12 protein-coding genes are annotated in these 14,492 nt (G+C 44.5%); 3 read left to right on the forward strand and 9 right to left on the reverse strand.

What is annotated here, in order from left to right; genetic code table 11:
• Nucleotides 1-23: 23 nt before the first annotated feature.
• The 4 genes from J2T16_RS05435 to J2T16_RS05450 form a co-directional block, all read right to left on the reverse strand.
• Complete coding sequence (locus J2T16_RS05435; RefSeq protein WP_090920680.1) at nt 24-962, reverse strand: tyrosine-type recombinase/integrase; 939 nt, start codon at nt 960-962, stop codon at nt 24-26.
• Nucleotides 963-1,106: 144 nt separating this feature from the next.
• Nucleotides 1,107-2,558 carry a glycoside hydrolase family 32 protein gene (locus J2T16_RS05440; RefSeq protein WP_336122533.1) on the reverse strand — a complete coding sequence of 484 codons (1,452 nt, stop codon included), beginning with the start codon at nt 2,556-2,558 and terminating at the stop codon, nt 1,107-1,109.
• A gap of 133 nt (nt 2,559-2,691) precedes the next feature.
• Nucleotides 2,692-3,843: an iron-containing alcohol dehydrogenase gene (locus tag J2T16_RS05445; protein WP_336122532.1), complete on the reverse strand. Its 1,152-nt coding sequence runs from the start codon at nt 3,841-3,843 to the stop codon at nt 2,692-2,694.
• Nucleotides 3,844-4,048: 205 nt separating this feature from the next.
• Nucleotides 4,049-5,743 carry a M3 family oligoendopeptidase gene (locus tag J2T16_RS05450; RefSeq protein ID WP_221791207.1) on the reverse strand — a complete coding sequence of 565 codons (1,695 nt, stop codon included), beginning with the start codon at nt 5,741-5,743 and terminating at the stop codon, nt 4,049-4,051.
• A 593-nt stretch (nt 5,744-6,336) separates the two neighbouring features.
• On the opposite strand from J2T16_RS05450, the gene J2T16_RS05455 reads away from it, so the two are divergent.
• Together J2T16_RS05455 and J2T16_RS05460 are read left to right on the forward strand one after the other, a co-directional pair.
• Nucleotides 6,337-7,092, forward strand: coding sequence for a hypothetical protein (locus tag J2T16_RS05455; RefSeq protein WP_499017927.1), 756 nt, complete (start codon nt 6,337-6,339; stop codon nt 7,090-7,092).
• A 120-nt stretch (nt 7,093-7,212) separates the two neighbouring features.
• On the forward strand, nt 7,213-7,425 hold the full coding sequence (locus tag J2T16_RS05460; RefSeq protein WP_090920691.1) for a cation:proton antiporter regulatory subunit: 213 nt from the start codon (nt 7,213-7,215) through the stop codon (nt 7,423-7,425).
• Between the two features lie 108 nt (nt 7,426-7,533).
• On the opposite strand, the gene J2T16_RS05465 is transcribed toward J2T16_RS05460, so the two are convergent.
• A complete protein-coding gene (locus tag J2T16_RS05465) occupies nt 7,534-10,293 on the reverse strand; it encodes a PAS domain-containing hybrid sensor histidine kinase/response regulator (protein WP_336122530.1) in 2,760 nt (919 codons plus the stop codon).
• Nucleotides 10,294-10,495: 202 nt separating this feature from the next.
• On the opposite strand from J2T16_RS05465, the gene tgl reads away from it, so the two are divergent.
• Nucleotides 10,496-11,320, forward strand: a complete 825-nt coding sequence (tgl, locus tag J2T16_RS05470; RefSeq protein WP_090920700.1) for a spore coat transglutaminase TGL — start codon at nt 10,496-10,498, stop codon at nt 11,318-11,320.
• A 116-nt stretch (nt 11,321-11,436) separates the two neighbouring features.
• Here tgl and infC read toward each other — a convergent pair whose 3' ends face one another.
• From infC to J2T16_RS05490, 4 genes are all read right to left on the reverse strand, one after another.
• Entirely contained in the window at nt 11,437-11,928 is a 492-nt protein-coding gene (infC, locus tag J2T16_RS05475) for a translation initiation factor IF-3 (RefSeq protein ID WP_154887349.1), read from the reverse strand.
• A gap of 189 nt (nt 11,929-12,117) precedes the next feature.
• A complete protein-coding gene (locus tag J2T16_RS05480) occupies nt 12,118-13,050 on the reverse strand; it encodes a manganese-dependent inorganic pyrophosphatase (RefSeq protein WP_154886198.1) in 933 nt (310 codons plus the stop codon).
• Between the two features lie 209 nt (nt 13,051-13,259).
• Nucleotides 13,260-13,583 carry a (2Fe-2S) ferredoxin domain-containing protein gene (locus J2T16_RS05485; protein ID WP_154886199.1) on the reverse strand — a complete coding sequence of 108 codons (324 nt, stop codon included), beginning with the start codon at nt 13,581-13,583 and terminating at the stop codon, nt 13,260-13,262.
• Between the two features lie 117 nt (nt 13,584-13,700).
• A complete protein-coding gene (locus J2T16_RS05490; protein WP_221791215.1) occupies nt 13,701-14,447 on the reverse strand; it encodes a metallophosphoesterase family protein in 747 nt (248 codons plus the stop codon).
• Nucleotides 14,448-14,492 lie beyond the last annotated feature (45 nt).

Here is a 14,492-nt window from a genome sequence, read left to right on the forward strand (position 1 = left end):
TATAGTTATTTGGAGGTTTTTCTCTACACTTTTAAGTTATTTCTTGGATTAAACCTCGACAGTACATCCTTCTTTCGTTCCACAGAGACTTCGGTATAGATTTGTGTCGTGCTTACATTGGTATGTCCAAGAATCTCCTGTACCGATCGCAGATCTGCACCATTATTTAGCAAATGAGTAGCAAAACTATGGCGAAGATAATGCGGAGTTGAATTTTTACTTACTTTTGACATATCTCTAAATTTCGAAAAAATGTCCTCTATAGAATATATGGAGAGCCTATGGCCGTATTTATTAAGAAAAAGAGCGTCACTTTGAGGTTCGAAGTTCTCACGAACTTGGAGCCAGCTCTTAATCTTTTGAATAACCTCTTCACTTGAAATATATAAGAGTCGCTCCTTACGCCCTTTCCCAAAGATGAGCACGGTTCTCTCTTCAAGATCAATATGCTCAATATCTATACTAACCAATTCACCAATACGAATCCCGATGACGTATAACAACTCAATAATTGCGGCATTTCGCAGGTTTATCCTCTTTCGAAAAATGGTGTGTAATTGTTTCATATGCTCTTGAGGGGCATTTAACAATTTCTCAATCTCATTGACGGAAAGTGTCTTGGGAATGCGCCTTGCCGTTTTGAATTTCTTCCCGTAACCGTCGATGGGTGATTCCTTAAGATTTCCGTTCTGCACGAGATAATTGAAGAATGCTTTAAAACATATGTATTTCCTCTTAATCGTAGAGTCTTTAAGCGTCTGTTCACTCGTTAATTGTTCAAGGTATTTACGCAAATTATCTCTAGTTACTTCGTGTAATACATGTGAATCAAGCCAGATTACAAGTCTATTCAGATCAGATAAATATGCTCTGATGGATTTATGAGACAGATTGCGTTCTACACTCAAATAGATCTCATACTGTCGCAAATAATGGTTTAGATCAGTTGTGCTGAGTTTCATGATGCCTCCTGAAGTGCATGTCATATGCTGCCAATAGTCCGACCTACATTATTACGCATTAGACTTTATTTGTGAAGATGTCTATAGACACATTGAATACGTATGCATCAAAGAAGCCGGATTTCTCCGGCTCTAACACTGCACTTATCCTATTTTACACTCCAATTCACCCGTATAGCTTACATAAGCTTGCAGATCATATACCACATTGCTTAATACATACTGCCCCTGATTCACAAAAATTTCAATCAAGTTAGGTTCTACAAAAATGTTGAGTTCACAGTTCCCCTGAAGCTCCGGAGTCTGAAACTGAAGATCATATTGATCCAAGCCCCTAAACACCTCTGCCCGATCGGTATGCACTCTTCCGTCTTCCAGCCATATTCGATAACCGCCAATATCCAGAACCTGATGTTCCTGCAACACAACGTTCACTTGAAATGGCTTGGCATAATTAATCTGCTCGACAGGGATAGGGGTCTTAAAATGTGTCTCCACCTCGGGATGCACTCGGAAATATATCTGTTCGTCCTCGACCTCGATGACTCGTGGCAAGGCCATCATGCCAATCCACGGCTTCTCACCCGGATTCTCCACAGGTAGCGGCATTCGCATCCAGGCTATCATAACCCTGCGCCCTGCTGCATCCAGATTCGTCTGAGGCGCATACAAGTCCCCACCATAATCGACCATATTCAATTGATCCGGAATGATGATATCGCAGCTCTCTTCTTTGAAGGAAACCAGACTGCACATCGCGTGACTTGTATACAACGGTTCGCTTTGAATCCCTTCCGGGGACATCAGCAGTACAGTCTGCTGGGCTCCACTCGAATGATCCAACAAACTGAAAATATCCGGGCACTCCCACATATACCCCAGCCCTGACTTGGTATAGCTGTTCACATATGTCCACTGGAGCAGATCCTCACTTGAATAAAACAAATGCTTGCCCTGTCGATCTCTCGTCTTGGTGCCCAAAATCATATAATACCGATCCCGGGACTTCCACACTTTTGGATCACGTGTATGCGTGCGATCCCCCAGAACAGAATCGACGATCGGAGGTATGATCTGCTGCTTAGAGGTCAGGTTATCAAACGTATAGCCATCCTCCGAGATGATCACAGCCTGACTCGACTCGAATTGATCATCCACAATCACATGAATGTTCTCTTCATTGAGCACATCGTATTTGACAGCGGTATAAAATAAAAACATTTGGCCTTGCATTTCGAGTGCCGTTCCAGAGAAACAACCATTTTGGTCATACCCTTTGCTTGGATATAGGGCTATAGGATGGTGCGTCCATGTGACCAAATCCGGGCTGGTCGCATGACCCCAATGCATGGTGCCCCACTGCAGGCCATACGGGAAGTATTGATAGAATAAGTGGTACTCTCCTCGATAATAGATAAACCCGTTCGGGTCATTCATCCAGTTGCCAGGTGCTTTTACATGTAATTGATCCTGTTTCATCACGGCCTCCATCAACGATTTAAATACATTGGAGTCTCCAACATAGTATGTAACGCCAACATTATTAACTTTTTCAACAACAGATGTAAGCGTATCCCACAATTCATATCTATTCAAGTCAAATCAAGTCAAATCAAGTCAAATCAAGTCAAGTCAAAAAAAGCCGCTGATCTCAGCGACTCCATTGTACCATTATTTATTTCTCTATAGTCTAAACATGAGTAGTATAAAAGCTTCTCTTCAATCTGTTCTAGATTATCTTTCGGAAAAGGTTCATAACCTCATCCTTGGACGGTTGATACGGATTACCTGGTGCACAAGCATCTTTCATTGCATTACTTGCAAGCAACTCCACATCCGGGTTTTGTACCCCAAGTTCGGACAGCTTTTCAGGAATCCCCACTTCTTTGGCCAGGTTCCGAATCGCAGTAATGACGTATGCTGCACATTCCTCATCGGTGCGCTCCTTTACATCCATCCCGATCGCCTTGGCGATATGACGGAATTTGTCCGGCACATGTTTGGCATTCATCTCTTCAACATAAGGAAGCAACATCGCGTTACACACACCATGCGGTAGATCATATACCCCGCCTAATTGATGTGCCATGGCATGAACATATCCGAGACCCGCATTGTTAAAAGCAATACCTCCCAGGAAACAGGCGTAAGTCATATACTCCCTTGCTTCCAGATCAGTCCCATCCTTCACTGCTCTTGGCAAATATTCAAAGATCAATTTGACCGCAGCAGCAGCCGTTGCACTTGTAACCGTAAATCCGCCTGGTGTAACCATCGCTTCAACCGCATGGGTTAACGCGTCCATGCCTGTTGCAGCAGTCAGACTCGCAGGTTTATTCAGCATAAGCTCAGGATCATTTACCGACAGATCAACTAGACAGTTCCGGTCTACCATCACCATTTTCACTTTTCGCTCCTCATCTGTAATGACGTAGTTCATCGTCACCTCGCTTGATGTACCAGCTGTTGTATTCACAGCTACCAGGGGGACCGATTTGGTACGGGATTGATGCAGTCCTTCATATTGACGGATGTGTCCACCGTTTGCAGCAACGATTCCAATCGCTTTTGCAGCATCCTGCGGTGAACCTCCGCCTATCGATATAATGGCGTCACAGCCATGGTTCTGGAATACTTGTAACCCTTCATGCACTTGCTCGCATGTTGGATTGGGCTGTACCTCATCATATACGACATAGTCTAACCCTGCTTTCCGCAGCGTAGACAATACACGTTCGGCAATACCTGACGAAACCAGTTCCTGATCCGTAACGACCAGAGCCTTACGTATACCCATCTGTCCAATCATTGGAGCTGCATCCTGCAAACACCCTCTACCCATCAAATTCACGGGTGGGACATAATATGCATGCGTTGCCATCTGAACCAGCCTCCTGTAACCCTGATTTACTACCTTTATTGTAACTGAATCCGTTTCCAGCTATAGTGAAATAAATCACAATCAACTGATAAATGTTACATTGTCCCATGCAGCTAACCGGATTTTATAGTTTCTTTGATCATAAAAAAGACGACTTAGACACCCTCAGGGTCTAAGCCGCCATATCGTTTGATTGCTTTTCCGATTACAATGCCTTGTCGTTAACACCATCAAGCCAAGCTTCAATCTCACCAATGACGGATGATACACAGCCGTCTTCAAATGGTGATTTTAAACCAGCAAGCTCCACCAGACCTGTGAAGGACAGGCTACCACCAGCTTTGCACAATGTCAGATAATCAGCCCATGCTGATTTCATATCTTCATTACTGCGTTTCCAGAACTGGAACGCACAGATTTGTGCCAGCGTGTAGTCAATGTAATAGAATGGTGAAGAAAAAATATGACCTTGTTTATGCCAGAATCCGCCTTGCTCCAGATATGCGTTATCCTTGTAGTTGATATGCGGCAGATAAGTCTTCTCAATGTTACGCCAAGCCTGCTTGCGTTCTGCTGGTGTCGCATCCGGGTTCGCATAGACAAAATGCTGGAATTCATCCACAGATACACCATATGGAATAAACAACAGGGCTGAGGACAAATGATCGAACTTGTACTTGTCTGTATCTTCCTTGAAGAACAATTCCATCCACGGCCAAGTGAAAAACTCCATACTCATCGAATGAATCTCTGCGGATTCAAATGTAGGCCAGTTATATTCCGGCACAGCAAAGTTACGGCTCTCATACACCTGGAAAGCATGTCCAGCTTCATGGGTCAATACATCAATGTCACCCGACGTACCGTTGAAGTTGGAGAAAATGAACGGCACTTTGTAATCGTTCAGGAACGTGCAATATCCGCCGCCCTGTTTGCCTTTTTTGCTTACCAGATCCATCAATTCGTTGTCAGTCATCATCTGGAAGAACACATCGGTCTCTGGTGAAAGTTCTGCGTACATGCGTTTCCCGTTCTCTACGATCCAGTCTGGATCACCTTTGGGTGTTGGGTTGCCCGTTTTGAAACTGAAGCCCTGATCGTAAAAATAAAGCGTATCGACATCAATCCGGCTACGCTGACGCTCTCTGAGCTTGGTCGCAACAGGTACGATGTAGTCGCGGACTTGCGCGCGGAAATTAGCGACCATCTCCGCATTATAATCTGTACGGTTCATACGGTCATAACCAAGCTCCACATAGCTCGGATACCCCAGTTTTTTCGCAATCTGTGTACGTACCTTCACCAGTTCATCGTAAATGCGGTCAAATTCAGCTTCGTGCTCCGCCATAAATGTATACCGGGCTTCCGAAGCACGTTCACGCATCGAGCGATCCGTAGACAGCTCAAACGGATGAAGCTGAGGCAGCGTGCGCTCTTCACCTTCGAATAGAATTTTGGCAGAAGCAATCAGCTGATTGTATTCTGTAGAAAGTTTATTTTCCTTTTGAAGATCCTCAATGATCTCCGGGCTGAATGTTTTCAAAGCTTGCTCAGCGAGCTGAAACAGCTGGGGTCCCCACTTTTTCTCTAGTTCTGCACGGAACTTGGAGTTCACCAGCGCACGGTAAAAATCGGTAATGTATTCTTGGACAACAGGCTGACTATCATCCAGGAATTCATTCTCTGCCTTATAAAACTCATCATTGGTATCAATAGAATGACGGATATAGACCAGCTGTGCTTGCGTTTCAAAATCGTTACGCAAAGCATTGATCTTGTCCATGAATTCACTCTGCTCTTCCACTGTAGATGCCGCTTCGAATCCCTTCAGCAGTTCACCGAAAGAGGTCTTGATGTGTTCCAGATCGGGACGTGTATACGTATATTCACTAAACTTCATTTATGTACACCCTTTCCTGTTTGGCAAATTTCGGGAAAAACCCGAGAAGCTATCCCTTATTATACAAAAGTGAAGCCTAAAAATCCCAACTTTACGAAAAATATTTGTCCATCGGTCAAATGCTTTTACAAAAATATCAAATAAGCCCGCCTCGCATCCGCGAAGCAAGCTTATAGGCTTGTCTTTTTTCAATTGTTCCTATGGATGGTTCCACAATTAATGTTTGTCTTCGTCAACAATCTTATAGAACCAGCCCATTCCAATCATACCCACAACCATAATCGCAGCTAGAATAATAATATAAGTCATGAATGTACCTCCCTTGCCCGTATATTCATCTCTATCTTAGTGTACACGCGGAATGGCCGTTTGAATTAACCGAACATTGACAAAAATACGAAATCTTTAATTTTAATCAACGATAAACATCACTTTTAGTTCACTTTTTTAATCCAGCGCCATAGTAATCTCACCATTTACCCCGTTTTATACATCTTGTTCGCATCTCCCGTCGTTCCGTTGTATACTATACTTCTGGATTGGATAGATATGGACATTACCACACTAGACCTACGCAGAAAGGCAGGCTTCACATGTCAACTCGCATTTCTATACGTCAATTATCGCTTTCTATTATGTTTGCCCTCATGCTTATCATGTTGTCCGCCTGTGCAGATGGAGAAGCCCATGTAACTGTGAATACAGATGGAACGGCCGATCTGGATCTGAATCTAAGTGTGTCGGACTCGGCCCTTGGCAAAATTGGACAAGACAATCTAATGCCCTTGCTAGCTGAAGCGTTGGAACGGAATAATTTTAAGACAGAAGTGAGCAAACAGGCAGACCAGAACGTGTTGAAAGCAACGACTCATTATGAAAAAAGCAACCTGACCGGATTCGATTCCTCGAAGCTACCACCAGGAATTCTTATCGAACACTCCAAGACACCAGGTTTTTTCACATCCCAATTGCATATCCTTGCCGAAGCTGACGTTATGGAATCCATGCCCGATGGGGATATTAAAGATAGGATCAATAGCATTCCGGGTTTTCTCAAAAGGCTTTTGTTAAAAGATGTGAATTTTGACTTCAAACTCTCTCTGCCGATTAAAGCCCAGGATTCCAATGCTGACCTGGTAGAAGATGGTGGTAAAACGCTAATCTGGAACGTTTCTCCTTTGCAAAAGAATAAGCTGGATTTGACAGTACAGATTCCGAATATTCGGAATATCCTGTTTGTGGCCATCGCAGGCCTTGTGTTGGTCCTGGCCTTGCTCATCTGGTTCTTCATACGGCGCAGACGGACAAGACGACGGCGAAATTCGATTGCAGATCTAAAAAATTCATGACCCCTTCCGGGCAATGAGATTTGTGACTTGCCAAACGGTGTTATGGATAGTAGAATACATCCGTACTGTGAGAACGGTTAACGATGATTAAAGCAAAAACTAAAGAGGTGAACAAGTTTCATGAATATCCGGGAATGCGCCCTGCCTGGTATCGGGGTGAAGTACCAGTTCCATACAAAAGGTGGTAATCAGTTAGTTATCATCAAACACGAAGATGGACGCCGTGAGTTATTTTCGGTAAATCCGCAAGATAATGAAGAGCTTACGCTGATTGCAGAATTGGAAGATGATGAATGTGTAACACTCTCAGGATTAATCGGAGGATGGTCCTGATTACGGAGTTTTTAAACAGTGTAGTAACGTCAATCACTTAAACGTACAAAAGAAAGCAGCTTTAAACTTCAAAAACCTGTACTCCATTGGAGTTACAGGTTTTTTGAGTTAATCATTCCAATTCCTTTGGTGGGATTGAATATAAGGTACCCATGTGTTCAGCACTCGGATAATTTCTGCAGAGTGGAAAGGTTTGCTTATGAAGTCTTGCATTCCGCATTGCAAACAAGCTTCCCGATCTCGCTCCCCTGCAAAGGCTGTTATCGCAGCGATCACAGGGATTTCCGGATGCATTTTCCTAATCTCACAAGTCGCTTCAATCCCATCCATCACAGGCATTTGGATATCCATGAAAATCAGATCATAAGGGGTAGTTGCAAGCAAATGTATAGCTTGTTCTCCATTCTCCACAACATCGCACACCCCGCCAAATTTGCGAAGCATTTCCTCCAGAAGATGGCTATTCACAGCCTGATCCTCGGCAATCAAAATCCGAATGCCTCGTGCAAGGCGGTTACGCTCTGGCAATTCTACCGTGACAGCAACCTCACCTTCTTCTGACACCATTTCCTCCTCTGTCCACTTGTCCAGCATAATAGTAAACTGGAATTCCGCTCCCTGCCCAATCTCACTTTGAACTCCAATGGCTCCGCCCATCAGCTCCACTAATTTCTTGCTAATGGCAAGTCCCAGCCCCGTTCCTCCAAATTTCCGATTAATCGCTGGGTCCAACTGGGAGAAGGATTGAAATAATTGATGCTGTTTATCAAATGCAATACCAATGCCTGTATCTTTAACTTTAAACGAAAGCATCAGCTGATCTGGACCATATGCTTGCGAAGAATCCATCTCCGCAACGATCGTGATGCTTCCTTTTTCAGTAAATTTAACAGAATTACCCACCAAATTAATCAGAATTTGACGAATTCTTGTCTCATCTCCGCATACACGTTCCGGAATGTGATCCGATATTTCACTGTACAGCTCAATATTCTTCTCAGAGGCTTTAATGGAGAACAGCTCTATTACACTGCCTAACATGTCCCGAATATCTACTGGCCCCTGTTCCAGATCCATTTTGCCTGCTTCGATTTTACTGAAATCCAGTATTTCATTCAAAATATAGAGTAACGACTCCCCGCTATCAATCATGATCTCGGCAAATCCCTGTTGCTCCTCATTCAGCTCCGTTTCCATCAAAAGATGTGCCATTCCCATAATCCCGTTTAGCGGTGTACGAAGCTCGTGGCTCATAATGGCAAGAAACTCGGATTTTGCACGATCCGCATGCTCTGCTGCTTCCTTGGCACGAATGATTTCTTTTACCGAAGTCATATCACGGAAGACCAGCACAGCACCACGTGTTTTCCCTTGATCCATAATCGGCTTCAGTTGGAACTCTGCAAGAAAACTCGATCCGTCCTGACGCCAAAATACGGATTCTGTACGAGGCAAGGCCCTACCTTCACGCACAGCACGCAAAATAGGTGTGCCGTTCGTCGGATATGGAATGCCCTCGCTCTGCATCTGTATCATCATTTTTTCCAAAGGTTTACCGTTCATCTCACTCGGACAGATATTCATCATCTCCGCCGCTGCAGGATTGGCAAAATTCACGTTTCCATCCAGATCCAGCCCAATCACACCTTCGGACATTCCATTCAAGATCAGTGCTCTTTCATAACTTAAATTTTCAATCTCTTCGACGTAACGTTTGGCTGCTGTAACATCACTCGTAATGCCATAGACACCAACCACTTTATCTTCTAATAAAATAGGAACGTTGATTACACTTGTCTCGATTCGTTGTCCATCCTTATGAATCAGACCAATCTCATAACGCTGCGCTACACCCTTGACCGATTCTTCAAAATGATAACGCGTCTTCTCCAAGTCGACCGGATCAATCAGATGATCAAAAGGTCGGCTTAACAGTTCTTCTTTGCTATGCCCTGTTAATTGCTCCTGCCCAACATTCGCTTTCAGCAAGTTCCCGTCCAGATCCAGAGATGCCACACCAAGCGGATTACAATCAAACAACGACTTGTACTCCTGCAAATTCAATTGTTGCTGTTTGCTTTCTGTAATATCACGTGTGACTGCAACCATCTCTTGCAAATTTCCCGACTCGTCACAAACATAATGAGTCAGCGTATCCGCCCATACAAGGGAACCATCTTTGTGTACTAGACGATAACTAATCCGCTCCGGAGTGAGCCCGATCATCTGACGGCGGATATAAGCCTTTACAGCCGGGATATCGTCCTGATGAATACAGAACATTCCTGAGCGTCCGATCATTTCTTCAGGCTCGTAACCGAGCATTTTTCTGCTGGCATGTGATACATATTTAAACGTGCGCTCGGCATCCGCTTCGTGAATTGCAATCAGATCCATGGATGATTCAGCCAGGATGCGCGAAATACGACTACTTTCTTCCAGTTGTTGACGCTGATTAAGAAGCGTTTCTTCCGCCTCTTTTTGCTTCGTAATGTCTGCAGCTTGTACTAGTAAATATAATGGCTCTCCGCTTACCTCGTCCCGGACAATGCAAGCTCTGATTGTTGCCCACAGCAACGTGCCGTTTTTTCGTTTCAGGCGCACCTCTGTTTCATACATCGGCTGTTCACCGTTGGTCATTTCCCAGAAATTACGGCGAAACTCTTCGTACCTGAGGTTCTCTTCATAAATCATATGTACAACGGAAGTATGCAACAGTTCTTCCTCCGTTGATCCAAGCATCTCGCAAAACGCTGGATTTAACTGCACCCATAGTCCATTAACATGAGAAGCGACAGCAATGCCGATTGGCGCGTGTGTGTATAATTGTTCGAACAGAGACCGGCTCTGTGTGATGGAGTTCGACACTACGTATCCTCCCTTACCGAGAATGTAAATGTTATTCGTATGAACAGATCGACCTGAACATAACTATATCTTATAGAGTAGTACCCCAAATACCACGATAGTTAAACGAAACAAAAGTAAAAAAACATGGCAACAATCGACACGTTAAGATCTTCAGCTTTTCAGCACACCCAGGTCATGAAAGAACGGAGGTTATTGCCCCATGATTATTGTTGCGAATCAACCGATTCAACTGTCGCCATCCGAATGGTCTGCATTTGAATGGTACTGGTTACAGCAGCTACAAAACCGCCCCATTAGGTATGTGTATCAATCCATGGAACATCTCCATTTTGAATGGAGCTTAAGAGAATCCCTTGTTGATGCAGCCGAAGGGTTGAACCGAAGCGGTGTCAGCTTTGCCTCATTCGAAGACTCCAGGTGTAACCCTGCCTTTTGGAATCGAAATGCACGGGGTGGATTCGAGCTAAGGCCAGATGTAACACCTGCAGAAGGCATCCGAGATATATGGAGAAACGGACGCTTATATGCGTTCGAGTGTGCAACCGCTACCGTTATTGTACTCTATGGAGGCGTACTTGGAAGCATCCGTGAGGATGCCTTTAATTCATTATTCCGTAATCTGTTGCTATTTGACTGGCATTACGACAGTGATCTGCGTTTGACAGAAAAGAATGGCAAGGAACTCGCACTACCTGGAGATGTGCTTTATTTCAAAAATCCAGACGTGTCACCCAAAACCCCTGAATGGCAAGGTGAAAACACCATTATGTTGAGGGAAAACTGGTACTACGGACATGGTATTGGCATTGCAAACGGTCAGGAAATTATTCGAACCTTAAATCATTTTCGTTTTCCCGGCAGCATGACCTCGGCCTATTTAATGGATATGGTCATATATCCAGACTTCCTTTATTTATCCCGCTATGCCAAAAATGCCACCGGCAACAACCCGGACATAACCACACCCGTATTACCTGGACAAATGTATGTTCGAGTGGGCGGCAGCCGCTATTTGCGTACTTGAATGTCTGATCATGAGATCAGTTACGCGTCATTAATAGAATAACCCATACATTGCAAAAAGCCCAATCACAAGCAGCCATGGCGCTGACTTAATATTGGGCTCCTTGCAATATGTTATCAGTTCGGTGGATCAAGCTGAACCACAACTTGCTTGCCGCTAACCTGAACTCCTGTCGTTTTAGTGCCGTGTTCTTTCAACGCTTTGCACAGTTCTTCTGCCCAGGCTTTGCCTGACTCTCCCTCTTTGGCTCCATGCACTTGGATGACCAATTTCACGGAGTCACCTTTTTTCAGAATACGCTCTGCTTGTGACTGCTTCACATCCCGGTCATGATCCTCCATTTGCAGATGCAGGCGAATTTCCTTTACTTTGCGTTTATCCGGAGATTTGCCTGCCTTTTTCTTCGCCTGCTGTGCTTCTTCACGGGCAGCGCCCGCACCAATCAGTTTACACGGAGGTGGGCTGGTCATCAGGGACAAACACACCAAGTCTACCTTATGCTGTTTGGCCAGTGCCAGTGCTTCCCGTGTTGACATGACGCCCAGGTCTTCTCCATTCAGACCGGTGAGTTGCACTTCGTTAGCTTTGATCTTTTCATTTTTAATGATCTGAGCCATGCATCTTCCTCCTTGACATGAAAAGCCTGTCCTGATCACTGAAGATCAGAGCAGGCTTAAATATTAGACTATATTTCGTGTGCTGTTATAAACGTTACCTACATTGCATACGTTGCGTTAAGATTAACATCCTGTCATTACGATGACTTTTTCTCGTAATATCGTGGCGTGTCCCCCGAATTACAACGAGTTAAATGCTTCTGTCAGAACAGGTACGATCTGCGATTTGCGAGATACAACACCTTTGAGCAATGCTTTGTGGTCTGTCAGCGTTACATTGTATGCTTTTTCAACCGCTTGAGTAGATGCACCATAAGCCAGTCCAACGGAGTCATTGTTCAAGATATCCGTCACAACAAACAAGAACAGGTCAAGTCCTTTGCTGGAGATAATCGCTTCGATCGCCGCTTCAAGCTCTGGCTGTTTTACCAGTACATCGTTAACGTCAACCGCATTCACTTGGGCGATTTCCACTTTCGCTGTACCCATAGCGAATTCTTTCGCATCCAGAGAGATCAGCTCAGCAATTGTTTTCTGACTCAAGTCTGCGCCAGCTTTCAGCATGTCCAGACCATAGCTATCTGCATCTACACCGGCAATAGCAGCCAGCTCACGTGCTGCAGCTACGTCTTGCTCTGTGCAAGTTGGAGATTTGAACAACAAGGAATCCGAGATAATCGCGGACAACATCAGACCCGCGATCGGCGCGCTGATTTCGATGCCGTTCTCTTTGTACATTTTGTTCAAAATCGTTGCAGTACAGCCTACAGGCTCCGCACGGAAATACAAAGGCTGACTTGTCTCAAAATTGGCAATACGGTGATGGTCAATGACTTCAACAACGGTTACATCTTCAATATCGCTTACACTTTGCTGACGCTCATTGTGATCCACCAGAATGACTTTATTCACTTCGTTAGCCGCTGTTTTGATCATACGCGGTGCTTCAACTTTGAATTGATCCAGTGCGAACTGCGTTTCGCCATTCACTTCGCCCAGGCGCACGGCTTCAACTTCCTGTCCCAATTTGCTTTTCAGGTCTGCATACGCGATTGCTGAGCAGATCGTGTCTGTATCCGGGTTTTTGTGGCCGAAAATTAGTACTTTTTCCATATCATAGCCCTCCGTCAATTCGAGTTTAAGTTAATCTTATCCTTATTTGAATCATACCTTACTGATTATAGCGCTTATACGTCTTAATTCCAATCCCTTTACAGCGAATTAATGAGAGATTACACAAAGGCCAGTTTCGCAAGTGGAGAACGCCGGGAATCAAGAAGAAGCTATTGGCTTATTATCATCAAAAGGTATCCACGTCTGTTCTAATTTGCAGGTGTATTCGCTACATTTGTAATCAGATGTCCGTCCAGCTTGTCACCTTTACACAGGGCTTGCACGAGCTCCCGGCCTGATTCCGGGGTCATTTTACCGTACCAGTCCCCTTGAGGATACACAATCGTTACACATCCATCATCACAGCGGCCATTACATTTGGTACGTGTTGTATGAATGAATCCTCCGGCCTGTTGTTTCGCAATTTCGTCCCGCACCGCCTGAGTGACTTCTTCCCCTTCATTACGCATGCATGTTCCGCCGTTACAGAGTAAAATATGGTGTTGCAGTTGATCCAGATTATAGATAGCCAAACTCGCTTCATTCCTCTCACATCAATAGGATATGTATCTTTTTATGATTGCACAGTATAACATTACAACTCTATAAATTAGCACATCTATCCAGGTTTGTGCAACGATAACGATATTCTACAGCTCAGGATCGAACGTATTCAATCCTTTTTTCACAAAGAATGTCTGCAAACGACCTGCTTCGTTAATCTCCAGCAAATTCAATTGTGCACCATAAGCACATCCACCGTCTATACCGATCTTGTCTCCGCGCGGGTCCATCCAGATTCCAGGCTCATCCTGCAAATATTGCACAGGGGTATGTCCAAACACAACAATCTCCTTAAGTGCTGTAGGTCTGCTGTAAAAAGGTTCGCGAATCCAGAGAAAATCCCGTTCGGACTGGTTTCTCCAGTCGGCTACATCCGGGTTAATGCCCGCGTGTACGAAAATGTATCCCGGAATTTCATACGACAACGAAAGCTCGTCCAGAAAATGCAGATGATGCTCATAATGAGAGCGCATCCATTGTTTATCCTGAGCATACGCCTGCCAGTCCATCTGATCACCATCATACGAAACGGGTAGATAACTCGCCAGCGTCTGTAATCCGCCATTGCGAATCCAGTGTAAATCGTACTCTTCGACATCATGGGTCAGAGCCTTCACCATCATGGCATCATGATTTCCCTTGAGAATAACGATTTGGTTCTCTTGTCTTAGCTTCATAATCTGCTCAATGATCTGTTTGCTATTAGGGCCTCGATCTACATAATCCCCCAGCAAAATCAACTCATCCTGCGACGGGTCGTAATGAACCTGTTCCAACAGTGCATTGAATTCATCATAACAACCGTGAATGTCACTGATGACACATCTGCGCAAGTGAATCTCCTCTCTTTCCGGTTGAGCCCAAAATGCAAACCGGAA

This window comes from Paenibacillus intestini (assembly GCF_030803945.1).
GTDB lineage: Bacteria > Bacillota > Bacilli > Paenibacillales > Paenibacillaceae > Paenibacillus > Paenibacillus polysaccharolyticus.

Excerpts from the sequence above, each read along its gene's own strand:
- J2T16_RS05435 (WP_090920680.1), bottom strand. The coding sequence starts at position 962 with ATGAAACTCAGCACAACTGATCTAAACCATTATTTGCGACAGTATGAG.
- J2T16_RS05445 (WP_336122532.1), bottom strand. The coding sequence starts at position 3,843 with ATGGCAACGCATGCATATTATGTCCCACCCGTGAATTTGATGGGTAGA.
- J2T16_RS05450 (WP_221791207.1), bottom strand. The coding sequence starts at position 5,743 with ATGAAGTTTAGTGAATATACGTATACACGTCCCGATCTGGAACACATC.
- J2T16_RS05455 (WP_499017927.1), top strand. The coding sequence starts at position 6,337 with ATGTCAACTCGCATTTCTATACGTCAATTATCGCTTTCTATTATGTTT.
- J2T16_RS05460 (WP_090920691.1), top strand. The coding sequence starts at position 7,213 with ATGAATATCCGGGAATGCGCCCTGCCTGGTATCGGGGTGAAGTACCAG.
- tgl (WP_090920700.1), top strand. The coding sequence starts at position 10,496 with ATGATTATTGTTGCGAATCAACCGATTCAACTGTCGCCATCCGAATGG.
- J2T16_RS05480 (WP_154886198.1), bottom strand. The coding sequence starts at position 13,050 with ATGGAAAAAGTACTAATTTTCGGCCACAAAAACCCGGATACAGACACG.